General features: G+C 57.6%; 23 protein-coding genes, 1 tRNA gene and 1 pseudogene. 10 read left to right on the top strand and 15 right to left on the bottom strand.

Annotated features, from left to right (window positions below; translation table 11 throughout):
- Positions 1-33 precede the first annotated feature (33 nt).
- The 3 genes from QKB66_RS00755 to QKB66_RS00745 all read left to right on the top strand — a co-directional run bounded on the left by QKB66_RS00755 (position 34) and on the right by QKB66_RS00745 (position 1,783).
- A complete protein-coding gene (locus tag QKB66_RS00755) occupies positions 34-519 on the top strand; it encodes a DUF4307 domain-containing protein (protein WP_062035526.1) in 486 nt (161 codons plus the stop codon).
- A 378-nt stretch (positions 520-897) separates the two neighbouring features.
- Complete coding sequence (gene greA / locus QKB66_RS00750) at positions 898-1,419, top strand: transcription elongation factor GreA (RefSeq protein WP_061921580.1); 522 nt, start codon at positions 898-900, stop codon at positions 1,417-1,419.
- 43 nt (positions 1,420-1,462) lie between these two features.
- Positions 1,463-1,783 carry a hypothetical protein gene (locus tag QKB66_RS00745; RefSeq protein ID WP_061921577.1) on the top strand — a complete coding sequence of 107 codons (321 nt, stop codon included), beginning with the start codon at positions 1,463-1,465 and terminating at the stop codon, positions 1,781-1,783.
- A gap of 103 nt (positions 1,784-1,886) precedes the next feature.
- On the opposite strand, the gene QKB66_RS00740 is transcribed toward QKB66_RS00745, so the two are convergent.
- The 4 genes from QKB66_RS00740 to QKB66_RS00725 all read right to left on the bottom strand — a co-directional run bounded on the left by QKB66_RS00740 (position 1,887) and on the right by QKB66_RS00725 (position 6,334).
- A complete protein-coding gene (locus QKB66_RS00740; RefSeq protein ID WP_414252468.1) occupies positions 1,887-3,530 on the bottom strand; it encodes a hypothetical protein in 1,644 nt (547 codons plus the stop codon).
- A gap of 241 nt (positions 3,531-3,771) precedes the next feature.
- A complete protein-coding gene (locus tag QKB66_RS00735) occupies positions 3,772-4,500 on the bottom strand; it encodes a DUF3558 family protein (RefSeq protein WP_414252467.1) in 729 nt (242 codons plus the stop codon).
- A gap of 399 nt (positions 4,501-4,899) precedes the next feature.
- Positions 4,900-5,727 carry a Bax inhibitor-1/YccA family membrane protein gene (locus QKB66_RS00730; protein ID WP_248090920.1) on the bottom strand — a complete coding sequence of 276 codons (828 nt, stop codon included), beginning with the start codon at positions 5,725-5,727 and terminating at the stop codon, positions 4,900-4,902.
- A gap of 232 nt (positions 5,728-5,959) precedes the next feature.
- Positions 5,960-6,334 carry a PH domain-containing protein gene (locus QKB66_RS00725; protein WP_311518084.1) on the bottom strand — a complete coding sequence of 125 codons (375 nt, stop codon included), beginning with the start codon at positions 6,332-6,334 and terminating at the stop codon, positions 5,960-5,962.
- Between the two features lie 571 nt (positions 6,335-6,905).
- Between QKB66_RS00725 and QKB66_RS00720 the strand changes: the two genes are divergently transcribed.
- Positions 6,906-7,187 (top strand): hypothetical protein, encoded by a 282-nt coding sequence (locus tag QKB66_RS00720; protein WP_061921560.1) that lies wholly within the window; start codon positions 6,906-6,908, stop codon positions 7,185-7,187.
- A gap of 297 nt (positions 7,188-7,484) precedes the next feature.
- On the opposite strand, the gene QKB66_RS00715 is transcribed toward QKB66_RS00720, so the two are convergent.
- The 6 genes from QKB66_RS00715 to QKB66_RS00690 all read right to left on the bottom strand — a co-directional run bounded on the left by QKB66_RS00715 (position 7,485) and on the right by QKB66_RS00690 (position 12,248).
- A tRNA-Leu gene (locus QKB66_RS00715) sits at positions 7,485-7,558 on the bottom strand.
- Positions 7,559-7,627: 69 nt separating this feature from the next.
- A complete protein-coding gene (locus QKB66_RS00710) occupies positions 7,628-8,584 on the bottom strand; it encodes a Ppx/GppA phosphatase family protein (protein ID WP_284841358.1) in 957 nt (318 codons plus the stop codon).
- Positions 8,585-8,624: 40 nt separating this feature from the next.
- Positions 8,625-9,173 carry a DUF501 domain-containing protein gene (locus tag QKB66_RS00705; protein ID WP_062035532.1) on the bottom strand — a complete coding sequence of 183 codons (549 nt, stop codon included), beginning with the start codon at positions 9,171-9,173 and terminating at the stop codon, positions 8,625-8,627.
- A gap of 93 nt (positions 9,174-9,266) precedes the next feature.
- A complete protein-coding gene (locus QKB66_RS00700) occupies positions 9,267-9,860 on the bottom strand; it encodes a septum formation initiator family protein (RefSeq protein WP_414252466.1) in 594 nt (197 codons plus the stop codon).
- Between the two features lie 176 nt (positions 9,861-10,036).
- Positions 10,037-11,314 carry a phosphopyruvate hydratase gene (eno, locus tag QKB66_RS00695; RefSeq protein WP_061921551.1) on the bottom strand — a complete coding sequence of 426 codons (1,278 nt, stop codon included), beginning with the start codon at positions 11,312-11,314 and terminating at the stop codon, positions 10,037-10,039.
- A gap of 142 nt (positions 11,315-11,456) precedes the next feature.
- Positions 11,457-12,248: a hypothetical protein gene (locus QKB66_RS00690; RefSeq protein WP_248090935.1), complete on the bottom strand. Its 792-nt coding sequence runs from the start codon at positions 12,246-12,248 to the stop codon at positions 11,457-11,459.
- A gap of 202 nt (positions 12,249-12,450) precedes the next feature.
- On the opposite strand from QKB66_RS00690, the gene QKB66_RS00685 reads away from it, so the two are divergent.
- Positions 12,451-12,894, top strand: coding sequence for a hypothetical protein (locus QKB66_RS00685; protein WP_248090938.1), 444 nt, complete (start codon positions 12,451-12,453; stop codon positions 12,892-12,894).
- Positions 12,895-12,916: 22 nt separating this feature from the next.
- Here the strand turns inward: QKB66_RS00685 and QKB66_RS00680 are convergent, their stop codons facing one another.
- Positions 12,917-13,543, bottom strand: a complete 627-nt coding sequence (locus tag QKB66_RS00680) for a MazG nucleotide pyrophosphohydrolase domain-containing protein (RefSeq protein ID WP_311518080.1) — start codon at positions 13,541-13,543, stop codon at positions 12,917-12,919.
- Positions 13,544-13,625: 82 nt separating this feature from the next.
- Between QKB66_RS00680 and QKB66_RS00675 the strand changes: the two genes are divergently transcribed.
- The 4 genes from QKB66_RS00675 to efeB all read left to right on the top strand — a co-directional run bounded on the left by QKB66_RS00675 (position 13,626) and on the right by efeB (position 18,562).
- Positions 13,626-15,125, top strand: coding sequence for an amino acid permease (locus QKB66_RS00675; RefSeq protein WP_248090944.1), 1,500 nt, complete (start codon positions 13,626-13,628; stop codon positions 15,123-15,125).
- A 166-nt stretch (positions 15,126-15,291) separates the two neighbouring features.
- Positions 15,292-16,143 (top strand): iron uptake transporter permease EfeU, encoded by an 852-nt coding sequence (gene efeU, locus QKB66_RS00670; RefSeq protein ID WP_414252465.1) that lies wholly within the window; start codon positions 15,292-15,294, stop codon positions 16,141-16,143.
- A 53-nt stretch (positions 16,144-16,196) separates the two neighbouring features.
- Complete coding sequence (efeO, locus tag QKB66_RS00665) at positions 16,197-17,327, top strand: iron uptake system protein EfeO (RefSeq protein ID WP_248090950.1); 1,131 nt, start codon at positions 16,197-16,199, stop codon at positions 17,325-17,327.
- Positions 17,327-18,562: an iron uptake transporter deferrochelatase/peroxidase subunit gene (efeB, locus tag QKB66_RS00660; RefSeq protein WP_248090953.1), complete on the top strand. Its 1,236-nt coding sequence runs from the start codon at positions 17,327-17,329 to the stop codon at positions 18,560-18,562. Before efeO ends, efeB begins: the two co-directional genes overlap by 1 nt.
- A gap of 38 nt (positions 18,563-18,600) precedes the next feature.
- Here efeB and QKB66_RS00655 read toward each other — a convergent pair.
- The 4 genes and pseudogenes from QKB66_RS00655 to QKB66_RS00640 form a co-directional block, all read right to left on the bottom strand.
- A pseudogene (locus QKB66_RS00655) lies at positions 18,601-19,626 on the bottom strand (zinc-dependent alcohol dehydrogenase).
- Between the two features lie 275 nt (positions 19,627-19,901).
- Positions 19,902-20,090, bottom strand: coding sequence for a hypothetical protein (locus QKB66_RS00650; protein ID WP_248090957.1), 189 nt, complete (start codon positions 20,088-20,090; stop codon positions 19,902-19,904).
- A 414-nt stretch (positions 20,091-20,504) separates the two neighbouring features.
- Positions 20,505-24,155 (bottom strand): transcription-repair coupling factor, encoded by a 3,651-nt coding sequence (mfd, locus tag QKB66_RS00645; RefSeq protein ID WP_311518138.1) that lies wholly within the window; start codon positions 24,153-24,155, stop codon positions 20,505-20,507.
- A gap of 12 nt (positions 24,156-24,167) precedes the next feature.
- Positions 24,168-24,776 (bottom strand): TetR/AcrR family transcriptional regulator, encoded by a 609-nt coding sequence (locus QKB66_RS00640; protein WP_311518079.1) that lies wholly within the window; start codon positions 24,774-24,776, stop codon positions 24,168-24,170.
- A gap of 815 nt (positions 24,777-25,591) precedes the next feature.
- Here QKB66_RS00640 and QKB66_RS00635 point away from each other — a divergent pair.
- On the top strand, positions 25,592-25,930 hold the full coding sequence (locus QKB66_RS00635; RefSeq protein ID WP_248090960.1) for a hypothetical protein: 339 nt from the start codon (positions 25,592-25,594) through the stop codon (positions 25,928-25,930).
- Positions 25,931-25,961 lie beyond the last annotated feature (31 nt).

The following is a 25,961-nucleotide window of genomic DNA, read 5'->3' as shown; positions in this document are numbered from 1 at the left end:
TGAAAACCTTGACTGTTGGTTAAACTAAGATTCATGACTTCCGCCGGTACCCCTCGTTCAGGTGCTCGCTACGGCGCCCGCCCCACGGCAGACAGCTCTGCGAATAATACCTCGAGCATTACAAACAAAGCCATCGTTTTGGTCTTCGCCGCCATGTTTATTGCCGCGATTATCTATGGCGTGCAGTACTTCCAGAAGCAGGAGAAGGTCAACGCGGACATCTCCTACGTCACCCACGAAGTTCTTTCCGACGATTCCACCCGTGTGTGGGCGGATGTCACCCGCAACCACATCGATGAAGACGCATACTGCATCGTGCAGGCCTTCGATTACTCCAAGGCAGAGGTCGGACGCCGCGAGTTCGCGGTCCCGGCCGGCGGCCCGAAAACCCAGCGCATTGCTGTCGACGTCCCCACTAACCACCGCGCAGTAGCCGGTGGCGTTTATGGTTGCTCGGGAAATATTCCTTCCTACTTGGATATGGAACACCCTGACTACGTTGAGCAGTCCAGCAACTAAATAGCTTTATCGATCTATAAAGCTAGGTTCTGCCCAATCACATAGCCCCTCAGGTGCAAGTGTCACGCTATTGGCGATGTCGTCATCTCAGTGATATTCGTCATCGGTTCGGTGCCCGTTTCTATCTAGGTTGATCAAGGTGGGCACCGTCTTCTTCTTACTCAGTAGCGTGGCGATAGCCGCCCGCCCCGCAATTCGCCTGCGAATTCACCCCTTAAGTGCGGAGCCCTACGCGCTAGTCGACGCCGTGGCAGACGCAGCGCATGTGCTAGGATTTGTAGCGCTTAGGACAGGTCGCGGCTGCAAATCGCAGCTTTGGAGCTGACCTTATCCATATAATTTTCATTTCTTCACCCCCGCTTTACGGAAGGTTGCACTATGGCTGAGCAGCAGAAGCAATACATCACCCCGGAGACCAAGGCCAAGCTTGAAGCTGAGCTGCAGGCTCTCATCGACCACCGCCCGGTCGTTGCTGCCGAGATTAACGAGCGCCGCGAAGAGGGTGACCTGAAGGAGAACGCAGGCTACGACGCAGCCCGCGAGATGCAGGACCAGGAAGAGGCCCGCATCAAGCAAATCTCTGAGGTCCTGGCTAACTCCACCACTGAGCGCACTGCCGTTCAGGAGGGCGTTGCAACCGTCGGCTCCGTTGTTCACGTTTACTACAACGGCGATAAGGAAGATAAGGAAACCTTCCTTATCGGTACCCGCGCTGCCGCTTCCGATAACAAGGACCTGGAGACCTACTCTGAGCAGTCCCCGCTGGGCGCTGCACTGATTGGTGCTCAGGAGGGTGAGACCCGCGAGTACACCGCACCTAATGGCAAGACCATTTCGGTCACGGTGGAATCCGCAGCGCCGTATGATTCAGCTAAGGCCGCAACTCCGCGCGAGTCCTAATTTCTTTTCTTTTATTTCAATTCATTCTGGAGAAAGAGCACCCATGAAGAAGTTCTCCCGCTTCGCAACTGCTGGTTTGGTTTTCGCTGCAGGCCTGTCCCTGGCAGCTTGCCACCCACCGAACCAGCAGGATTCCACCAGCGAGAAGATCGACAACGCCTCCACCTACACTGGCAAGGCTCCGAAGCCAGCAGAGTCCGGCTCCCAGTCCGAGGCTTCCGCTACCCAGGCTCCTGAGGCTGAGGCTACCGGCGCAGAAGCAACCGGTGCTGAGGCTACTGGTGCTGAGGCCGCCAGCTCCGAGGCTCCTGCCGCTGGCGACCCGAACGTAGTTGTTGAGACCCAGGTAGTTCCGGCTCAGTAAACATCCCGGCAGATGCTGCACACCAAGCAGCAGCTAGCAATCACTAGCAGTAAAGCGCCTAGGCATTCCACCTGGGCGCTTTACTCATTCTTCGACAATCGACTTAACTTTCTTCGCGGGCCCACGCCCCAATGACACCCGGCAATGCTGCCGGTGGCTCACCAAGCAGATCACGACGGTTGGGATCGCGTTCGACTTTGCTGGTCACCGATTTGATGCGCCGGTCTTGCCCGCCGCCCCGGCCGGCTCCTGCCATCAACGGCATCATTCGGCCACCCATCGCACCGCGTGTATTGCCCGCACCCCGGGCCGAATTAACGCCCGCTGCGGCGGTACCTGCAGTATTACCCGGACCGCCAACTCCGCCAGCACCCAATGCGCCTGTGCGTGCACTCGGCGCCGCGGTTGCCCCTGCGGAGCCCGCCAGCCCGGCGCCGCCAATGCCTCCCGTGCCGCCAACTCCACCGGCGCTAAAAGCTCCGCCCGGCCCAACAGGGCCAAGACGTCCCGCTCCACGGCCGCCGGCGTTAGATGCTCCGAGGCCCAGCCCTTGCCCGCGGCTATGCCCTTGCCCGTTTACCGACGCACTACCTGCTAGCGCCGGTACGCCTCCAAAGGCACCCATCATCGGACCAGTACCTGCACCAGAACCAAGACCACCGGTAGCTCCCGCACCTGCGGTCATAGTCGCTGGGCTAAAGGTCGCACCGCTACCGGAAGTCGGCGATGGCGCCCCGCCAAGAGCACCTGCTCCTACACCAGGGCCCATGCCCATACCGGCGCCCGCACCTCCTGTTGCGACAGGAGCAAGATTGGCACTTGCTCCCCTAGTTCCGACATCACCGGCAGCGATCGGGTTGAAGCCTCCCGCGCCTAGTTCCGCAAGTGTATTCCGACCATTGGTGACCAAGTCATTATTGAACTTCTGAATGTCAGCATCGCTCATGCCTAAGCCCTCAAGGCCTTCGACCTTGCCATTTACAATCCCGAAAGAACCCGGCCCCAATTCTCCCCGTGAGATCGCTTCAGCGATATGCTTCGGCCACGCTACGTTGGCAGTGCTATAACGCTGCCCGCTCCCGCTTACTCCGCCAAAGTTGGTGCTCACGTCGCCGCCGCCTGAAGGCGGCATCGTGGTCATCAGTGGATGCTGGAACGGCATCGCGGCGACCACTTGGGTTTGGAGTGCGCTTTGCATGAAGGCCAAACCTGCCTGCTCGGCGGCCTTGCGTGCTGCTGGAGCAGGAATCGCCATCGCGGACATGGCCAAGCCCATCGCCTTCGGCTGGGAAGCCATCAGATTGGCTTGGAAGCCGAAAAGCTTCTGGCTCATCACCTCAGCATTAGCGATGAAGTGATTACCCGATTCCGCCACAGTTCGGATCTTTTGTGCTGCCCGCGCGGTTGCTTCACTATCATTTTCGGATTCCAGCGAAGAAGCCGCCTCATTCAATCCGTCCACAATCGCCGCGACTTCAGTAGACAACGTCCGCCACCGCGAGTTCGTCTCCGAAACACTCCAGATCTTGGTATTCAACAAGTCCATCGCCAGTCCCAACAAGTCAGGCCCAACGTTGACCACCGGCATCACGAAGCCGAAAGGACTGTAACCTGGATCAGGCTGGTTCATCACCGGCATCGCCTCACCCGCTACAGAACCGCCCGCGTCAGCAATGTCTAGACCTCGGCTGTTAGCTGCGTCTTGTGATTCAAAGCCGTGAGCTTCAGCCATAAGCGTCTTAGCCAACCACTGAATTTGTTCGTTAAAGCTGCGAAGCGAATTGCTGGCGGATCCAGGATCTGTAGCAATCACTCGTCGGTGGATAGTCCCAACGTCACCGACTCCACTAACACTTGAAAAGCTTCCATCAATTGGCGAAGTCGCTTTTGCAGCAAGCTGTTGCATTTGGCGTGACAACTTACTGATTTGGAATTGAGTCGACATCATATTTTCAATCGAAATACGCACTGGTCCCCCTGATTCAGAGCTAATCGATAAGCTTTTTAAGTACTAATTCTGCTTGTCTACAATTTTCCCGATTGTCTTCTTGCAATTTGGTATTGCCAAAGCCCACACTAATCATCCCTCGCACAGTGTTGATGTTCACTGTGCAAATCAAGTCACCTTCGAATTCATCTTCAAAAGCTACTACTGGTAATTCATTCCCCCGATATATCTCTCGCTTTCCTAACGGAATTTCAACGTCAGTGTAAGATTTCGTGCTTGAAGCGATTGAAATCATTGCCGGATTTCCAGACGAGCTTTGTCCGAAAAAGCTACAGGTGCTCATGTCGGAGAAAATGAGGCGGCGCTCGCCCCTATCTTCGAGTCCAGCCTCCTTTAACTTCTCCTCTGGAATTTCTGTGCAAGGATCAAATAGATCAAAATCTGGGTCGGTGCGATCGAAACTGCCGAATGGTGGCAGAACGCCGTTCCCCTCCCCCTCTGCGGTGATGCTGGAATCCGCACCAGCATCACCGCTGTCGCTCGTATCATTGGAATCCTTGAAGCCCCCATCCCCGGTAGCCTCCACAGCATCCCCCGGATTGTCGGCATCTTCTGCCGCCTTTTCCATACTTGTGCCGACGGTATCCCCAGCCTCCTGAACGGAATCTGGCTGGTTTTCCTTCGCGCTCCATGGAACAAGGTCAATAGCGCAGGCCGTCAGCACCCCCATGCTGACAATCAGCGCTACAACAATCCCCTGCTGCTTCATGACTACCCTTCATCAGACTTCAATGACGAGCCGGAGGCCGCTGTTATGGCTGCTAGCCGCTGGCTGCCTCCCGCAAATAGGATGCACGAATCTGCGCGACCTGTCGCGCCAAGATGTGAATTGGGTCAACTTCGGGGCGTCTTCTACGGCATAAAGATGCCTTGCCTAAACCTCACAATGGGAAAATATTTCCTGCTCAAATCATATGAAAAGGCTGTAAAAGAGTTAGAAGAACCATAAACTCTCAACCATTTATCGATTCCCCCATTTCTACACCCGAATTACAAAAGTGTGAGTTATCAAACTTAAGCCTCCAGTTGCGCATAAAAGAACCCCCAGCCGTCAAGGACTCACCTTGGAGGCTGGGGGCTAAGTAAAGCTGTTTAATCCAGAACGTCGTTAGCGGTTCTGGAAGTAGGACAGCAGGCGCAGAATCTCGGTGTAGAGCCAGACCAGGGTCACGGTCAGGCCAAGGGCTACACCCCAAGCGGTCTTGCTCGGTGCACCCATGCGGATCAGACGATCAGCATGGTCAAAGTCCGTCAAGAAGGACATTGCAGCCAAGACAATGCAGACCAGGGAGAAGATGATGGAGATAATGCCACCATCGCGCAGCGGGTTGAAGTCGAAGAAAATTGCGGTCAGGAAGTTGCCCAGTGCCAGAACAGCCACGCCTGCAATCAGACCAAACATAATCTTGTTGAACTTCGGAGTGACCTTAACCGCGCCGATCTTGTAAACAACGAGCATGCCGATGAAGACGCCAACGGTACCCATGATTGCCTGACCGATCAGAGCCATGCCATCGGAGCCAGCAACATTGACACCAGCGAAAAGCAGCGAGAAACCGCCGACGAACAGTCCGTCGAGAACCGCGTAGGAGATGGTCAGAGGCGCAGAGCCAAACTTCTTACTGAAAGCTGCGATTAGGGTTACGACGAAGCTGCCGATGCCGCCCACGATGGTCAGAATCAGCGAAAGACCGTAGCTCACCTGAACACCAATGAAGAAGTTGACGACGGCCATGACGATCAGCACAGCAAGCGTGATGCCCGTCTTCGTAACGACGTCGTCAACAGTCATCGGACGCTCGGCAGACTGGCCACTGGCCTGCTGATCAAACGGGTTTACGTTTTGGTTGGCAGCATACGGATTGTTTCCGCCGTACTGCGAGGTCGAACCCTGACTCTTAGTCAGGGTGTTCATTACCGGATTGCTAGAACGCATTAAATTCCCGATTCCTTTCACTGGATTAGTCGCTGGGGTCAACGGGCCCAGCCTAACAGCATCAACTAATTGATGGGCTGGAGGACTATTTGAAGATTTCACTAAGTTCAACGCTTTTTGTTCGAATTAAGTTCCCGACGCAAAGCCTTTCGCTGAACTATTCAAAAATCAGCTGCTTTCGAGGCACCCAGCGGCTATCTCTCCAGATGCGGTGGAATTTGGGCTCCTCCGCTTAATACGAGCTATTTAGAACGCAATGCGCAATTAGATTATCGATACGTCGGACATCAATCTTCTTGCCCAACTTAATCTTGAGATGCCCCGCTCGCGTCCACAGCTCGACTTCCGCATTGAAATCAATTCTTCCCGCGTTTTCAGTGGACCACATGTTGATAGCAGAGTAAGGAATTGAGTAGATTTCTACCTTCTTGCCGGTCAACCCCTGCGAATCGCGGATAATAAGGCGCTTTGAGGTAAAGATCGCAGAGTCGCGGAAAGTCTTATACGCAGCATGCGGCTGTTCACCCGCAATCAGCAATTCCGTAACATCGTTTGGAATTGGGACTTCTTCAAAGAAAGTCCACTCAGTAATAGGAGCGGTCTCCATTTTCTTCCTTGCTTTTGAAAGGACCAATAATTTGTGAATCGGCGGAGCTATCCCCATAAAAGGTCACGTAACCGCCTCGTCTAACTCTAATAGCGGTTACATGACATTTTCCGAGAAAACTAGTTCACCCACCGCAATTTCGTTTCCATAGCGGCACACTTGTCCCGGTGGTGACAGTCAGACAGCAAAAAGCCTATAAACGAGTCCAGCAATGCCGCGGCTGACCATCGAAATTTCGAACCAGGCGATACGCGAAATCTTCTCAAAAGTAGATGATGCGCCATATATTTTTGGCCACTACTCCTCTTTCGTGACGCCAACGTTTTCAATTGTTCTTGGCAACTAATCGCGACCGTTTCTCGCGGTCTCATTCGGGTTCACTCAAGGACTTGAGACCTTGGTTTTCTTTCTCACCCTTCTCTCCAAAGGAGTCTTGCAATGACTACTCCCGCCACTGGTCCAGAAAACACTGGATCCCAGAACAGCCCTCAGATGGCGTACCCAGCGCAAAGCGCGGCGACGCCTGCCGAGGCTCCCAAAGGCCGCAACACTCGGCATCATCGCGGTAATCATGTTCATCGCAGCGATTGGCTCCAGCATCAATGAGGCAACCGGCGGCGACACCACTGTCTCCAACAATGCGGATGGCGAGTCCGCAGATGACCGCACCGTCAACACATTCGACACCATGGCTGTTTTGGAAAACCGCTTCGACAACACCAGCCCCCTGTACCAAGGTGGCACCGCTACCGGCGATCTTGCATTCGCTGTTCCGGCTGACACGGCAGACCAGGGCGTTCTCGCAGTTCGCCCGGACATGCTCGCAGGCAAGGAATTCATCGCACTGCAGTAGTGTCCATACCGTCACGGGTTTGAGTGAACCCTAGCTTTAGGCTCGGCCTTTCAAGGCTGGGCCTTTCGCGTTCTTTCTGGGATTCCAGATGGCAAATCCGCTTGTTATGAACTGTGACAGCTGTAAACGTCGCTGCCAGCTGAGGAATGGAGTTTGCCATCTAGTTTTACCGTCTGGGTATGTGCCGTCAGCGGCCCTTGAGCGTGTGTCTGCAGCTGCCGCAAGCCCACGACCAAGGCATAAATAAAAGCCTCAAGCCACCATCCAAAAGGAATGCTGCCTCGAGACTTCACACGGTGCCCCCACTGGGACTCGAACCCAGACTGAATTGATTTTAAGTCAACTGCCTCTGCCGATTGGGCTATGGGGGCTTGGTGCGGTTCTATTTTAAGCCACCCCGTCAGCACTGCTGCGCAATGGGGTGGCTTCAATGCGAATCGCTAGAGGTCAGCGGCGATGCCTGCGACGATTCCGTCGAGGATATCTTTCTCGCTGATAAAGAATGAAGAGGCGTCGCTGTTGCGCTCAATCATCTTGATGATGCCCTCGACAGCCACCGAGCCACCGCCGATAACGTCAGCGCGGCCTGGGTGGATGACTGGATTGAGCGCACGGGTGGCCGAAGGCTTCCCCATCAGCTGGCGCGTGAGCACTCGCAGCGCATCAAAACGCAGCTCGGAGCCATGGATTGCATCGGGGTCATAGCTTTCCAGGCCTTGTGCCAAAGCAGACAGCGTGGTGAAGGTACCCGCGCAGCCAACGAAAGTCTTGGCCGAGGAAATCGGCACAATCTTTTCAACTTCCTGCATGCGCTCTTCCACGTAGTCTTCCGCGATTTCGATCTCAGAATCCGTTGGAGGATCTGTGCGCATGATGCGCTCTGTCAGGCGCACGCAGCCCATCTGCGCGGAATGCGCGCCGAGAATGTCACCGTCGATAGTTCCGACGACGAATTCCGTCGAGCCGCCGCCCAAGTCGATAACGCAGTATGGCCCGCGCTCAGAACGCAGGTCCGCCACTGCCCCCTTGAAGGACAGCAGAGCTTCTTCTTCACCGGTGATGACCTCAGCCTTGGCACCGGATTCGATCTGGCTCAGCAACTGCGCCGTCATTTCGAAGAACTCGTCCTGGTTCTTCGCATCGCGGGTAGCAGACGTTGCCACCATGCGCACGTGCTGAACCTTCTCAAACTTCATCTGCTTTACGTAGCCCTCCAGCGCCACGCGGGTGCGCTCAAGGGCCTCTGGTGCAAACTCGCCCGTGGCATCTACGCCCTGCCCCAGACGCACGATTTCCATGGTGCGGACGATATCGCGAATCTTGCCGTCAGCTTGTACTTCACTAATGAGCAAACGAATCGAGTTGGTGCCGCAATCCACCGCAGCGACGCGAGTCATGTAATACCTACCTTCTTGGTCTCAGCCTTACCTGGAAATACTATTCAGCGTTAGAGAAATCGAATTGGCTCAGATCAATGCCTAGGTCGTTGACGCTCGGCCAATCCTCCGGAATTGCGGTACCGCGCAAGCGACCATGGTCTGCAGCCATCGCCACCGCTTCGGTGCCTAGACGGAAATGCTGTGGCCCTTCAGCCAGCGCATAAGCAATCAGCACGTGCAGGCACTTCACGCGATCTGGCATACCACCACCTGAGAAAGTGGTACCTAGGTCTTCAATAGCGTTGCGCTTTTCCAAGAAGTACTCATGGGCACGCTCGTAATCTTCTGCCAGCTCTTTATCTTCAGCGAGGCGGGCCTCCATCCACTTCATCACGTGCGCGACCTCAAGGCGGGAAGCCTCAGCGGTAAGACGTGGGTCGGTCAGGTAGTACAACGTAGGAAATGGAGTTCCATCCGGTAGCTTCGGCGCCGTCTTCACCACAGCCGGCTGGCCATCTGGAGTGCGGTAAGCGATGTCGAGCACGCCGCGGGGCGCGCGGCCGAGTTGCTCTTTAACGATTTCTAGGTCTGCATCATTGACGGTCATGGCAGCTATTGTCTCATGCCGCAGCGCATTTGCGGTGCATAGGATTCACCGCGCCTTCATCAAGGCTATTAGCCGGGCTAATTACGGTACGCGTTACTGGGCAGCTGGCGGGTTTTCAGGGCCCGCGCTTGGCGACGCCGGGGTTACCGGCAGGCTGCCCGGGTCTGAGTTGGTCGAGCCCGTGGCGCTGACGTCTTCATCTTCTGCGATGGAGCCCCACAGGATTTCGTACCACGGACGCTCATCGACGTCGTCAAGCTTGTTCGTGGTGACCGTGCTGTCCGGATTCATTCGGCGATCCATGATGCGATAAGCCGTCTCGCCCTCCGCAATAACGCCGAAGCGGCGGCGCGCTTCCTGCTCGAGGTAATCCTCCGACTTGTATTTATCAATCTCGTTGAGAAGCTCTTCTTTTTGGGCCTGCTTAGCAGCGATGGAATGTTGCAGGCGCGCAGTTTCAGAGCGCACGTGGTAGTAATTGCGCAGCGGCACCGCGATGGTCAGCAACACGATGAGGACCACCACGAGGATGACGCTGAGACCAACAATGTCCATGCGGCCCATGCGTTCGCCGCGTGCCTTCTGCGTTTTCTTGGCTTTGGCTGCAGCCTCTCGCTGGGTAGCAGCACGCGAGACCACGGGGACGGTGGTCCGGGATTTCTTTGAAGGGTGGTTCTCGCGTGCCATAGGGTTTCTATCCTAGCGGCGCGAGCTTATTGAAACGGGTGACGCGCGTGTGAATGAAGTAAATTCTCACAAATTAAAAGGCCGCCTTCCCAAAGCCCTGCTGCCTTCCTTTGAAAACCAAGGGTAGGTAGCGAGGGACCTTGAAGAGGCGACCTAACTAAAACCAGCGCGGGGGTTTAGCCCTGGAAACGCGGGAACGCGGAGCGGCCTGCGTAGACTGCGCCGGAGCCCAGCTCCTGCTCGATGCGCAGCAGCTGGTTGTACTTAGCAACGCGCTCGGAACGAGCCGGAGCACCGGTCTTGATCTGGCCACAGTTCAGAGCAACTGCGAGGTCAGCAATCGTGGTGTCCTCGGTCTCGCCGGAGCGGTGGGACATCATGGTGCGGTAGCCGTTGCGGTGCGCGAGCTCGACTGCGTCGAAGGTCTCGGTCAGAGTACCGATCTGGTTGACCTTAACGAGCAGTGCGTTAGCAGCCTTCTTCTCGATACCCTCAGCCAGGCGTGCCGGGTTGGTGACGAAGAAGTCATCGCCAACAATCTGGACCTTGTCACCGATGGTCTCGGTGAGCTTGGTGTAGCCCTCCCAGTCATCTTCCTGCAGCGGATCCTCGATGGAGACGATTGGGTACTCGGAGATGAGCTCCTCGTAGACCTTGGCCATCTCCTCGGCGGTGTGCTCGCCGCCTTCGAAGTGGTACTTGCCATCCTTGAAGAACTCAGAGGAAGCAACGTCAAGAGCCAGGGCGATATCCTTGCCTGGCTCGAAGCCAGCCTTCTTGATTGCCTCGACGATGAGATCGAGTGCAGCCTTGGTGGACTCAGCCTCCGGAGCGAAGCCGCCCTCGTCGCCCAGGCCGGTGGATAGGCCCTTGGACTTAATAACGGACTTCAGGGAGTGGTAAACCTCAGCACCCATGCGCAGTGCCTCAGCGAAGGACTCGGCGCCGATAGGTGCAATCATGAACTCCTGTACGTCAACACCGGAGTCAGCGTGTGCGCCGCCGTTGACGATGTTCATCATCGGAACCGGCAGGACGTGTGCGTTCGGGCCGCCGATGTAGCGGTAGAGCGGCAGGCCGGCGGACTCTGCAGCTGCCTTCGCGGTAGCGATGGAAACACCGAGGATTGCGTTTGCACCAAGGCGGGACTTGTTTTCGGTTCCATCGAGCGCGATAAGCGCCTGGTCGAGCAGGCGCTGATCGTCTGCCTCGAAGCCGGCGATCTCATCGACGATTTCCTCGTTGATGTTTTCAACGGCCTTGAGAACGCCCTTGCCTAGGTAGCGGTCACCACCATCTCGAAGCTCATGAGCCTCGTGCACACCGGTGGAAGCACCGGAAGGAACGCCGGCTACGCCGCGTGCTCCGTCATCAAGGAAAACCTCGGCCTCGACGGTAGGGTTACCGCGAGAATCAAGAATCTCTCGAGCAAATACGTGGATGATGTCAGCCATGCTGCTTTCACTCCTATTGAGCCAAATTGATTTGATATGAGATTCGGGTTCCTTGCCCCAAATCACCTGAAGACAATTGTTCCAGAAAACTTCGGGCTGTGTCGGGCACTATGTCACACACTTGCCTAAAAAGTTGGCTTTTCTAAGAAGAAGCAGGCTGCGGAATCGAATATGAGTTGGCAGCAGCGGCAACGCGTTCCAGATAGTCCCTGGACTGGTTGTAATTGAGGATGCCAGCCTCCCAGTCTTCAGACTTGTCCATGTTGCGCCCGCCGAAGCAAAGCAAGGCCGCCGCACCGAGGGCAGCATCATCGATCTGGTTGGGATCTGCTACTCCATCACCGTTGGCATCGCGGCCCACGTGGGACCACGAGGAAGGAATAAACTGCAACGGCCCGACGGCGCGATCAAACTCAGCGTCGCCATCGAATTGGCCGCCATCCGTGTCAGGGGTATGTGCGGTACCGTTCGAGCCGTCGAGAGCAATGCCGGTAATCTGCGGATCTGGGTACCCATTTTCATCCAGCTTGGAGGGGCGCAGCCAATTGCCGTTGTAGGTGCCATGGCGGGTTTCTACCCAACCCAGACCGGCCAAAGTATTCCATCGCAGGTTGCATTCGGGCCACGCATCGCGGGCGATGAGCTCGGCATTGCCATAAGCACGTAGCGCCTGGCCAGAGATGCCCGTCTGCGATTCCAGCTGCGAGGACCAGTAGGTCAGCTTGTCCGCGGTGCGCCCTTCCGAATGAACGTCGATATTCGGCACTTCTACGCCGGCGATGGGCGGCATGGCTTGCGGAACGGGCTGCAGCGGCTTCAAGGCTGCAGGCTTGCCTAGGGCGGATAGCACCCAGCCCACAAGGGAAACCACAACGACGACAGCGAGGACTGCGGCCAGGCCGCAGCCCCCGAGTTTCCGCAGCCGCTTAGTCATGAATGCCAATCATAATGACTCTCCTAGCCACTTCCCGAACTGACACTACGGCCCGCACTTCCCTTTCAGAGAATTAACAGTAAGCAACAAGAAGTTATGTCAGAGCTTTCACTACTGCACCATATTTAACATTTTGCGCTACAGTAACGAGGTCAGGTTTCACGCCTGTCCTGCACCGCACATCTTAAAAAGGAGCCTTTCCATGTCCCTTCGCCGTTACGCCGCTGCCGCCGTCGCAGCGCTTAGCCTTTCCCTTGCCGCCCCAGCTGCCGCACAGGCTCAAGACCTCAGTTTCTTGGGCGACCTTAACAATGTCGCCACGCAGCTCATTAGCGGCGCCGACTGCGGCACCGTTCGCACCACGCTGACTGTCATCGATCAAAACACCGAAGGCGTACTCTTTAACGAGAACACCACCCGCAACCAGCTCGCTCACAACCTGCAGAACCTTGGCGGCAACGCGAACGCACAGGTCTCCCCGCTGACCATCGCTGCCGTGAAGTACTCCGGGCTAACCGCAGACCGCGCCCTGGCCTGCGGCATCGTCAAGCAGGACAACATCCTCACTGGCGGGACTGGATTGTCCTCCAAGATCTCCGACTATGCTCCGATGCTCTCATCCATGCTGAACCTGCCGAAGCTCTAAGGAACTCCAGAAGAATTTCCTACTAGTCCAAGGCCTGCGACTTTTCGCGGGCCTTTCCTTCTGCCCACAGCTGCTCCTGCCGCTCAATCGCAACAAGCTCATTCGTTCCATCAAAGAGATAGGGCGCGCGGGAGCGCAGCTTCGCCACGAAGGAATCCGCGACGTCGTCAAGCGTGAATGCTCCGCGCCGCGAGGCTAGCTCGGCGTGGAAGAGAACTTGTAGCAGGACGTCGCCAAGCTCGCCGCGCATATGCTCATCGCCGGCCTGGGAGCGCACCGATTCGGCAAATTCTGCGGATTCTTCGGCGAGATAAGGCAACAGACTTTCGTGAGTTTGGGCACGTTCCCACTCGCCAATCCGCACCGCCTGGGCCATTGCAGTACGCGCCTGAAACATCGGATCTTTGCGCGACTCTGCTTCGATGAGACGCTCGCCAGCTTCCAGCCTTGCAACGACTTCCGGCTCGTGCGGATCAGTGGAAACCAGCAGGCCAACGCCCATTGGGTCCTCTCCTTTTAGGAGATCGCTAAAGTTCCATCGCACGCGCACTGGAACCTCACCGGTGAAGCTAACAGGGCCCAAAAGCGCCCCATGTGCCTCCATCGGAATCAGCGTGGGCCAGCGTTCATCGAGCAACAGAACAGTCATGGCCACAAAGTATAGGGCAGTTTAGTAATCAGGTTTTAAATGCTGACTTCGCTCCGTGGCTTTTGCGGGGTATTTTAGTCGCATGACTTCCACTACTTCCTCCCCGGCGAACGCCGAGTCATCGAGTACTCACAAGGTGACTCTGTGGACTCTCGTCGCCTTGATTATCGGCTCCACCGTGGGCAGTGGAATATTCTCGCTTCCTCAAAACATCGCCTCGGTTGCAGGTCCCGGCGCAATGCTTATCGGTTGGCTCATCGCCGGCGTGGGCATGCTCTCTGTCGCGTTCGTGTTCCAGTACTTGGCGCACCGCAAGCCGCACCTCGACTCCGGCGTGTACTCCTACGCCCGCGCGGGCCTAGGTGATTTCATCGGTTTTACCGCAGGCTGGGGCTACTGGATTGGCTCCGTAATCGCGCAAGTGGGGTATGCCACGCTCTTTTTTAATACTTTGGGCCACTATGTGCCGCTTTTCGACGCCGATCATCGCTGGGCCTCCGCCATCGCAGTGTCGGTAATGTCTTGGGCCATTTTTGCAGTTTTGACGCGCGGCATTAAGCAGGCCGCTGTGATGAACATGGTGACCTCGATTGCCAAGATCGTCCCTATTTTGGCTTTCATAGTCTTCATCGTGTTCCTCGGCTTTAGCTGGGACAAATTCACTTTTGATTTCTGGGGCAAGGACTCCGGCTCAACCGTCTTTGAGCAGATTCAGGGCATCATGCTCTACACCGTGTGGGTATTCATCGGTGTGGAGGGCGCCTCCGTCTACTCCAAGCAGGCTCGCTCCCGCAACGACGTCGGCCGTGCCACCGTGATCGGTTTCTTCTCCGTGCTGGCGCTTTTGGTTTCGGTCTCCTCCTTGTCATTCGGTGTGCTCTCCCAAGCTGAACTGGCAGCATTACCGGATAACTCCATGGCTTCCGTATTAGAAGCTGTCGTCGGCCCATGGGGCGCGGCTTTTATCTCCATCGGCCTCTGTCTTTCGGTGCTGGGCGCTTACGTGTCTTGGCAGATGCTGTGTGCTGAGCCCATCGTAATGATGGCTACCGACGGCCTGCTGCCTCGCAAGATTGGCACCATCAACGTAGCCGGCGCCCCATGGGTAGCGCAGCTTATTTCTACCTCTGTTATCCAGGTCTTCATCATCGTCTTCTTCTTGGATGAGACTTCATATAACGCCATGGTGCAGCTGGCCACCATCATGTACCTGCTGCCTTATATCTTCACCTCGCTCTACCTGCTTTTACTGGGTATCCGCGGCACGGGCCTTTCGCACCCGCACGCAGGTGTGAAGTTCGATCTTTCGGGCCCGAAAATCTCAAAGCGGGAAAACCGCCGTCATATCGTCATCGGCGCCATCGCGTTCGCTTACTCGCTGTGGCTTATCTACGCCGCCGACCTGGTTTATGTCTTGCTCGGTGCGCTCGCTGTTATTCCAGGTCTTATCCCTTACGTGGGAACGCGCCTATATAAGAAGGAGCGCGTCTTCAACTCCTTCGAGTGGTGCGTCGTAGCCATCGTCTTCATCGGCGCTATCACTGCGATTTGGGGCCTGAGCACCGGCAGCCTGACACTCTAAGCTTTAAGCTTCTTAACTCCTAAAAGGGGTAGCCACACGTCGTGTGAGCTGCCTCTTTTCTTTTTGTACCAAATCACGCCAAATAAATTTCAAGTTAGCCTTACCTTGGTTGGATAATTCAAGTGGCGGAACACCGTCCCTACGTCACTGCCCTGAAAGAATTCGCATGCTTTTTGCTAACTTGCTCATCGGCCTGCGCGAAGGCCTTGAAGCAGCCATGGTCGTTATGATCCTCGCCGCCTACCTAGCCAAGTCCGGCCGTCAGGACCTGATGCGGTGGGTGTGGGTCGGCGTCGCAAGTGCCATTGCCGTCACAATTGCTACCTTCTGCATCATCTACTTCGGTACGAAGACATTGACCACCGTGGGCCAAGAAATCATCGGCGGCATCGGCAGCCTGATCGCAGTGGCGTTGGTCAGCTACATGCTGCTGTGGATGCGCGGTGCTTCGAAGAACATGAAGGCTGAACTCGAGGGAAAACTGGAAGCGGCCATCGCAGTGGGCGCGGGTTCCGTCTTCGTCCTGGCATTCATGGCCGTGGTCCGCGAGGGCATCGAGACAGCGCTGCTGGTGTTCGATACCTTTGCCTACGGCTCCACCATGACGCCGACGCTCGGCCTTTCCCTAGGCATCCTCATCGCCGTAGCCGTAGCCGTAGCGATGTACTACGGCGCAGTGCGCATCAACCTCGGCACCTTCTTTAAAGTCACCGGCATCTTGCTGGTCGTCGTGGCCGCGGGCATCCTGCGCTATGGCATCACGGACTTGCAGGAAGCTGGCCTGCTGCCGGGCCTGCACACACTCGCCTTCGACATCTCTAACTTCATTGCGCCTGGCACTGCACTTGCGACCTTCATCGAAGGAATCTTCAACCTCGTGCCGGCGCCGACCTTGCTGTCCATGATCGCATGGGCGGTCTATCTCGTCGTCGCCATGTATCTCTTCCTCCGCCCTGCCCCAGCGCCAAAGCCGGCTAAGCAGGAGCAGCAAGCAGACACGCAAAGCATGGCACACTAACACTTTTCTAACTCTTCGCCTCACAACTTTTTGAACCAAGGAGAACAAACCCAATGAAGCGCATCCTCGCTGCCGTCGCCGGCACCGCTGCCGTACTGAGCCTTTCCGCGTGTGCGGACAAGGTCGACGAGGCAGAGTCCACCAACTTCACCGTCACCGCCTCCGACGAGTCCTGTGAGGTCTCAGGAACCGAGGCCACCACTGGTACCTCCACGTTCGACGTGACGAACACCGGCAAGAAAACCACTGAGTTCTACGTCTACACCTCTGGCGGCCGCGTGGTTGGTGAGGTCGAGAACATCGGCCCGGGTGCTACCCGCAAGCTGGTTGTGCAGATCACCGATCCGGGCGAGTACACCCTGACCTGCAAGCCAGGCATGGTGGGCGACGGCATTTCCCAGAAGCTCAATGTCACGGGCGAGGCAGTTGCCGCCACCGAGGATGAGGTTCTGACCCAGGCTGTTGACGGCTACATCTCCTACGTCCGCTCCCAAACCAATAACTTGCAGGGCCAGGTAGACGAGTTCGTCGCCGCCATCGAGGCAGGCGACCTTGAAAAATCCAAGGAACTCTTCGCGCTTGCCCGCACCCCATACGAGCGCATCGAACCCGTGGCGGAGTCCTTCCCGGATGACCTCGATCCGCGCATCGACCTGCGCGAGGCCGACGTTGAGGAAGGCGACGCATGGACCGGCTTCCACAAGATTGAGAAGGATCTGTGGGTGAACAAGAAGATCACCGACGAGACCAAGAAGGATGCCGCCCAGCTCAAGAAGGACATCGCTGAGCTTGTCGACGGCGTCGCAGCCGACGATTACACTCTCACTCCGGTTCAGATTGCCTCCGGCGCCCAAGGCCTGTTGGACGAGATTGCAACCTCGAAGATCACCGGTGAAGAAGACATCTTCTCCCACACCGACCTCTATGACTTCCAGGCCAACCTGGACGGCTCGAAAGCAGCCATCGCCTCCCTGGAGAAGGCTCTCAATGAGCGCGATCCACAGCTGCTGACTGACATCAATGAGCGCTTCGAGAAGGTGCAAACTCTGCTGGACAAGTACAAGGAGGGCGAGGGCTTTGTCTCCTATGACAAGGTTTCACAGGAGGAGCGCAAGGAGCTTTCCGACGCCCTCGATGTGCTGACTGAGAAGGTCTCCACCGTCCAGGAAGTTGTGGCTAAATAATGTCATTCGCATTCAGCCGCCGCGCATTTCTGACGGGCGCATCCGCTTTGGGCGCCACCACGCTGGTGGCTGGATGCGCGACTAATTCTGCGGGTACCTCTTCTGGCGACGCTGCCATCAAGTTCGACGGCGAGCACCAGGCGGGCATCACAACGGCCCAGCAGGACCGCATGCACTTTGCGGCTTTTAACGTGGTGACCAAGGAGCGCTCTGAGTTGGAGGAGCTACTCAAAAAGTGGACCGCTATGGCGCGCCGCATGACCCGCGGCGAGACCACAGTGGATGAGGCGATTGAGGACGTGGGCCAGCATTCGGTGCCGAAGGACACCGGCGAGGCCTACGACTTGGAGCCTGCGAACCTCACAATCACCATTGGGTTTGGGCCTTCGCTTTTCGACAATCGCTTTGGCCTGGCGTCGGCGCGTCCGAAAGAGCTCAAAGACTTGCCAAAGTTCTCCGGCGACATGCTGGTGGACAAGCTTTGTGGCGGCGACATCGCCATCCAGGCGTGCTCTGACAACCCGCAGGTGGCTTTCCACGCCATCCGCAACCTGGCGCGCGCTGGCAGCGGAGTCGTGGAATACAAGTGGTCCCAGCTAGGATTCGGCCACGCCACTGCCACCACGCGCGGCCAGCAAACGCCGCGCAACCTCTTTGGATTCAAAGACGGTACGAACAACATCAAGGCTGAAGATGAGAACATCGTCAACGAACACGTGTGGGTCTCTGGGACCGACTCGTGGTTTGACGGCGGTACCTTCCTCATTGCGCGCCGCATCCGCATGCTCTTGGAAAACTGGGACCGCCAGGTCCTTGCCGACCAAGAGGAGACCTTTGGACGCTCCAAGGGCAGCGGCGCTCCCCTGGGCCGCAGCGACGAATTCGACGAGCTGCCATTGGACGAATACCACGGCACTTCTGGCCCGGTGATTCCGCTGACGGCACACTCGCGCTTAGCGAGCCACCAGGAAAACCAGGGCGCGCGCATGCTGCGCCGCGCGTACAACTTCACGGATGGAATCGACGACTTCGGCCACCTCGATGCGGGCCTATTCTTCGTGGCCATCGTGAACTCGCCCGAGCAACGCTTCATCCCGATCCAGTCCAAGCTGGCAAAGTCGGACAAGATGAACGAATACGTGCGCTACGAGTCCTCCTCCATCTTCGCCTGCCCGCCGGGCACCACCGGCGAAGACGACTGGTGGGGCCGCGGGCTTTTCGAGGCCACGGCCTAGATGCGCCCGCGCCGCGTGTGTGCGGCGCGGACTCCGCCCTAATAGCGAATGACGCGGCGGCCTTCGATGCCGCCCTTGATAAGCCCCTCGAAGACCTCGTTGACATCGTCGAGCTTGACCTCCTCGACCGACGGCTTAATCATACCGCGGGCGTAGAAGTCGAGCGCCTCCTCGAGATCCTGGCGTGTACCCACGAGCGAGCCGCGGATGGTGAGGCCCTTGAAGACGATGTCGAAGATGGGCGCGGGGAAATCTCCCGGCGGCAGGCCGTTGAAGACGATAGTGCCGCCCTTGCGCGCCATGCCGATGGCCTGGCCGAACGCCTGCGGGTGGACGGCCGTGACGAGCACGCCGTGGGCGCCGCCCTTGGTGTACTCAGTAACGGCCTCGGCCGGGTCCGCATCCTTGGCGTTGACGGTGTACTCGGCGCCGTGCTTCTTCGCCAGCGCTAGCTTCTCTTCTGAGATATCCACCGCGATGACGCGCATGCCCATGGCGACGGCGTATTGCACCGCGATGTGGCCCAGTCCACCGATGCCGGAGATAACCATGAACTGGCCCGGGCGCGTCTCTGAGACCTTGAGTCCCTTGTAGACCGTGACGCCAGCGCAGAGAATCGGTGCGACCTCGATCGGGTCCGAGCCTTCCGGGATGCACGCGCAGTAGCGGGTGTCCACGAGCATGTACTCGCCGAACGAGCCGTCCACGGTGTAGCCGCCATACTCCGCCTCGTCACACAATGTTTCCCAGCCGGTGCGGCACTTCTAGCACACACCGCACGCGGACCACAGCCAGACGTTGCCCACGATGTCGCCGACCTCTACGGTGTGCTCGCCCGGCCCCAGCTTGACCACTTCGCCCACGCCCTCGTGGCCTGGGATGAACGGTGGCTCCGGCTTCACCGGCCAGTCGCCTTCCGCTGCGTGGACGTCCGTATGGCAGATGCCCGACGCAAGGTTACGCACGAGTGCTTGGTTGCGACCCGGTTCCGGAAGATCCGCCTCGCGGATATTCAAGGAAGGCCCGAATTCTTCGACGACAGCAGCGGTGAATGTATCACTCATTATGTACTCCTTTACTACGGGTCAATGACGTCACCCAGACTAAAAATCTCGCCCACGCGCGCGAATCGCCCTACCCCGCTGCAAACTCCGCAAACTGTGACCTAACACGAAACCTACGCGAAGAATGACGTAGCGCATTCAGTCTGCGAAGATCGCATTTTTACCCCCGACCTGCATAATTGAATACTCGTTTCATTAACCTCGGTCGTTTTCCCCCATACCGCACGACGGCATGCCGAATGTCCCCAGCCTTGGCTGGGGTTTCCTTGCGGTGGTTAGTCCACGGTGCAGAGGTAACGTTTGCCGTAGGGCGTGACGTACCAGTAGACGGCAGCCCACGGTTGGACGAACTTGGCATCGGCAAGCGACAAGCCACGCTCGCGCAGCTGGGCCACGGTGAGGCCTGCGGCTTCCTTGAGTGAATCAACGCCGAGAGCAAGAGCATCGAAGACCGAGACGGTCATGCAACGGAGGTTAAAGACGCGGCAGGGACCCGGCAACTGTTCGACAAATACATTTGTCGAACAGGGGTAATGAGGGGATAAACGTGCAGTTCCGCACGTTTCGGCGCGAGCGTGCCGGTCGCATCGAGAGGCGGACACCCCTACCAGTTTCGTGGGGCCTCGGTTAGCCTGAAGGCCTACTATCAATCGACGGACCGAAAGGATAACGTTATGGATTCCCTCTTCGCCACGGCCAGCAAGGCCGGGCTTGGCCCGCTGCTCCAGCTCGCAATGCTCCCGATCGTGTTGAGCTCCGTGCCGATTCTCGCTATCACGACCTAGACGCCCCTACTACGAAAGGAAGACGCTATGAAACTGTCATCACCGATGGACTTTGGCCAGTCGCTGCCGTTCCTGCGCAACTCCTAGAAAGCGCTACTCGCTCACGGAAATAACGTTGCCCATCTTCCGCGGGGTCTTGCCGCCGGTGACGTCCACCTGATCGATGTCGAACATCTGCGACAGGAAGTCCGCCATCCACTGCAGCAGCTCGACGTCGCGTAGCTTCGGGTCCGTGACGTTGCGGCCCGCCTTGGGGAACCCCAGCTGAATAGCCTTTGCCGCGGCGCGGTAGTTCGATCCGGGGAACAGGCGCTTGAGACGAACCTGCTTGGAGTCCGGCAGCTCCACTGGGTGGACCTTGATGCGCGTGCCTTGCACGGCAATGTCGCCCACCCCGGCGCGCCGGGCCTGGTGGCGCAAGCGCGCTACTGCAAGCAGACGAGTAACCGGCTGCGGCAGCGGGCCGTAGCGGTCCTCCATCTCCTCCACTGCCAGCTGCAGATCGTTATTGTCCTTCGAGGCCGCGAGCTTGCGGTAGACCTCCAGGCGCAGGCGCTCGGAGTTGATGTAATCCTCAGGGATGTGGGCGTCGACTGGCAGGTCGATGCGGATCTCCTTCGGTCCCTCGTCGGTGGCCTTCGGGACCTCACCACGGGCAAGGGCCTTGAAGGTCTCCACTGCCTCCCCGACCAAGCGGACATAAAGGTCGAAGCCGACACCCGCGATATGACCGGACTGCTGCGCACCCAAGACGTTGCCGGCGCCGCGCATCTCCAAGTCCTTCATCGCCACGGCCATGCCGGCTCCCAGATCATTGTTCTGGGCGATGGTAGCCAGGCGGTCATAGGAGGTCTCGGTCAGCGTGGCGCCCTTCGGGTACAGGAAGTAGGCATAGCCGCGCTCACGGGAACGACCCACGCGCCCGCGCAGCTGGTGGAGCTGAGACAAGCCCATGTGGTGCGCGTTTTCCACGATGAGCGTATTCGCATTAGCGATGTCCAGGCCGGTTTCCACGATCGTGGTACAAACCAGGACGTCGTACTCGCGGTCCCAGAAGCCCTGCACTGTCTGTTCGAGGGCTTCCTCGTTCATCTGGCCATGCGCCACGACGATGCGCGCCTCCGGCACGAGATCGCGGAGCTCGCGGGCCTTCTTTTCAATGTCAGAGACCTTGTTGTGGATGAAGAAGGTCTGGCCGTCTCGCAGCAGCTCGCGGCGGATCGCCGCAGCAATCTGCTTGTCCTCATAAGCACCCACGTAAGTCAGGACCGGATGGCGGTCTTCCGGCGGGGTCAGGATGGTAGACATCTCGCGGATGCCCGCCATGGACATCTCGAGGGTACGCGGAATTGGGGTCGCAGACATCGTCAGCACGTCAACGGAGGCTTTAAGCGCCTTGATATGTTCCTTATGCTCCACGCCAAAGCGCTGCTCCTCGTCTACAACGATTAGACCTAGGTTCTTCCAATGCACACCTGTTTGCAGCAAGCGATGCGTTCCGATGACGATATCGACAGAACCGTCTGCCAGGCCGGAGACAATCTCCTTGGCTTCCTTGGTAGAAGTAAAGCGCGAAAGCACCTGAATATTGACCGGGAAACCGGTCATGCGCTCGCGGAAGGTATCGGCATGCTGTTGCGCCAGCAAGGTGGTCGGCACCAAAACCGCCACCTGCATTCCGTCCTGCACTGCCTTGAAGGCTGCGCGCACCGCTACCTCGGTCTTGCCATAGCCCACATCGCCGACGACGACGCGGTCCATCGGCACGCTGGATTCCATATCCTGCTTCACAGAGTCGATGGCCATCATCTGATCTTCAGTCTCGACATATGGGAAGTTATCTTCCATCTCCGCCTGCCACGGGTTATCCGGCGCAAACTGGTGTCCCGGCGCGGCTTGGCGCTTGGCATAAAGTTCCACCAGCTCGCCCGCGATTTCGCGGACTGCGGCGCGGGCCTTCTTTTTGGTGTTCTTCCAGTCCGAGCCGCCCATCTTGGACAGCGTCGGCTTCTCGCCGCCGGTGTACTTGGAGAGCAGATCCAGCGAGTCCATCGGGACCCAGAGCTGATCGGCCGGCTGACCGCGCTTCGAGGAGGCGTACTCCAGCACGATGTACTCACGTCGGGAGGTCTCATCACCCGACTGAATCGTGCGCTCGGCCATCTTAAGGAAGCGGCCGATGCCGTGGGTTTCATGCACCACGTGGTCGCCCTGTTTGAGCGCCAGCGGATCGACGCGGTTGCGGCGCTTAGCTGGGCGTCGCTTAGCGCCGGCGATATCGCCCACGCGATTACCAGTCAGGTCGGTCTCCGTAATGACAACCAACGGGAGCTGTTCCTTTTGCGAGCCACCGGCGCTGCGGGCCTTCGGGAATACCAAGCCCGCATGTGAAAGCGCCTGATACAAAGTGACCTCGCCAGGCGTCGGCTCCCAGCCAGGAGTCGCGACCTTGGTGCGAATGCCCTTTTCCGCAAAACGCTCAACCATGCGCTTGATGGCACCCTGAGCCGGCGCGATAAACGCCGCACGGCCTCCGTCGCGGGTATGCGCGAGCAACTGGGCCATCATGGCGTCGATTTCCTTAATGTCACCACGCGGCGTCGGGCCGGGCTCGTATTCCAGCGGCAGGGTCTGCGCCTCATCCGCCATGAACATTCCAGGAGGCGCAAAGGTCCACAGCGGCAAATTCGCGTTAGCGCACGTTACTTCCAAAGACTCGTAGGAACGGTAGCTAGCGGCCTCGGTATCCAGGCCTTCAGCGGTCAAAGGACCATCCGCCCCCATGGCAGCGGCTTCCCAACCAGCAGCCAAGAATTCCGCGTCCGTGGACTCTAGATCCGCAATACGGGTGCGAATCTTTTCCGGCGCGACCAGCAGCACGTGGGTACCCTCCGGCATGAATTCGGGAAGGGTGACCAGCGGGGCGTCGCTAAGCACCGCCAGCAGCGCCTCCATGCCGTCGGCCGGAATATGCTCACCTACCTTGGTCAAAAGCTCCACGAGGGCAGCATTGCCCGGGTGCTGCAGGGCAAGGTCTTGGGCACGCTTGGCGACGTCGTCAGTAATCGGAAGCTCACGCGCCGGGAAGATGTCCACCGCGCCGACCTCAATCTCTGGAATCGCGCGCTGATCTGCGACGGAAAATTGCCTGATATCGGTAATTTCATCGCCCCAGAACTCCACACGAACCGGGTAATCGAGCGTCGTGGGAAAGACGTCCAAGATGCCGCCGCGAACGGCATACTCGCCGCGCTTGGCCACCATGTCCACGTGCTTGTAGGCACGAAACTCCAGCTGGGAGACGATGGCCTCGAGCTCGATTTCCATGTCCTCGGCCAGGCTGATCGGACCGCGGCCTTCCACGTTTTTCAAGATCGGTTGGCTATATCCACGCGCTGCCGTGACGACGACGCGCAGCTTGCCTTCTGCAATGCGGTGCAGCACCTGCGCGCGGCGGCCCACGATATCTGCGCCGGGCGAAAGGCGTTCGTGTGGAAGGGTTTCCCACGCCGGGAACTGGGCGACCTTGTCCCCCATCATCGCGGTTAGCTCCGCGGTGAGGTCCTCGGCCTCACGGCCGGTGGCGGTAACGACGAGAATGGGCGCCTGATTCGCCAGCGTGCCGATAGCCCACGGGCGAGCTTGATCGATGCCGGTGATGTGCAGGTGTGGCTCGCCTACCTGGGTGGCAAGCCCTTTGAGTTTCGGGTCGGAAGCCGCGACCTTGAGTAGTCCGGCGAGCATCGGCGTTGCCACTTAGTTAGTTCCTCTCAATTTTGGCTTAGCTTCCATTCCAGACAGCCCATTCCAGCACAAGTTTACGATGTGCGCAGCCACCACTTCCTTTGCCGGCTGGCGGGTATCCAACCACCATTGGGCGGTCATCGAGACCATGCCGACTAGAGCTTGGGCATAAAGTCCTGCCAGTTTCGCGTCGAGGCCGCGGCGCTCGAAGGCGGCGCCCAAGATATAAGAGACCTGCCCCACAGAGAAATTAAGCAAAGTGGAATAAGAGCGTTCGTCGCCGGGCTTGGAGTCACGTACGAGGATTAAGAATCCATCGGTTTCTTGCTCCACGTAGTTTAAAAGTGCGACAGTGGCTTTCTCGATGCGCTCGCGCCAGGTGCCTTCGCTAAGCGAATGCGTGATCACCTTCTCCAGGGCGAGCATCTCACGGTCCACGATGACCGCATAAAGGCCTTCCTTTCCCCCGAAGTGCTCATAGACCACGGGCTTGGACACGCCAGCTCGCGCCGCAATCTCCTCCACGCTGGCTCCGTCGAACCCCAGCTCGGCAAAAGCCGCTCGGCCAATCACGATCAATTGCTCGCGGCGTTCGCGTCCAGTCATCCTCTGTCGAACCATGCGATCAAGCTTAGTGGGTGGCATTTGTAATTAAGGCATATGCGTCAGGTACTATTAGCAACGCACGCCTTGAGCGCGCGGTTATTCCCCATGGTGTAATCGGCAACACTACGGTTTTTGGTACCGTCATTCTAGGTTCGAGTCCTGGTGGGGAAGCTTTTTCTAACCCTCGCCGACCATTAAAAATGCTGGTCGGTGGGGGTTTCTAGCTTTGACAATAAGTCCCAAGGCCTAAGTAGGCCTAAGTAGCAAAAGGGCATGCGGACGAAATCTTGGAGGACTTCCCGTCTTTCTAGGTTGAGCCGTTGCTCTCGGTAGATTTCTCCTTAGCCGGCGCAAATACCGCAGCCAAAGCAACAACATCGATTCCTACAAGGAATCCAGCAATCCACGTTTTGTCCAAATACGCGCACCAACCAGCCAGGAGCAGCACTGCAACTACGCTGAAGGCGCCGATTAGCTGACCTCTCCTAGCAAGTTTAAATGAACCATCAACCGTTTTTCTGCGGGCATAGTTCTCCGGCTCAATTGAGTCCCGAGTCGTCGCAATCCAAGTTTCATAAACCTCGGGAGCTTTGACCTTTAACGACTCAGCTACATCAGGAACTGGGTAGTACTGCTTAAACTCTTGATGATTTAAAGGAATTAGAGCTTAGACGAGAGTGCGCTCTGAAATTGCCTGTCATTTTCACCTCGGAAACATCAAATATTACACATCGTGCCAAGCCTAGTTTTGAAACAGATACTAAACTCTCTTGCGCGACAGCTCCGAACCTGTAGTTGACCGCTAACGCTAAACCTAAACAGGACAAAATATGCTGGAAACTCTTTACCTGCACGCCACGGCCACGGATGCCGAGCGCCTGCTGCCCTGCTTGGAAAGTCACTTGCAGGATCAGCTCACCGGAGCCACTGCGATATCCGTAGTTCTAGATATGGATCCGCAAGAAGATTTTGAAATACCACCAGAGGATCCAAGTGGCCAGTGGCAAAAGAGCAATTGTCAGGTGCGCATCGAGCTGCGGCCGACAGACGGGCAAGCGCTCACTGAAGACTACCTAGATCAACTCGGTGAACGACTGCTCGAAATCTTCTTCGCCGTAATGACGGACTTTCCGGAAGTTTACTTCTTCAGCATCTTGGCGCCTTACTAGATCATCTGCACCGCCACAATAAAGGGCACTT

Source organism: Corynebacterium sp. c25Ua_89 (genome assembly GCF_047459735.1).
In the GTDB taxonomy this organism is placed as follows: domain Bacteria; phylum Actinomycetota; class Actinomycetes; order Mycobacteriales; family Mycobacteriaceae; genus Corynebacterium; species Corynebacterium simulans.
Note: the sequence above shows the minus strand (reverse complement) of the source record. Positions and strands in the feature narration are given on the sequence as shown.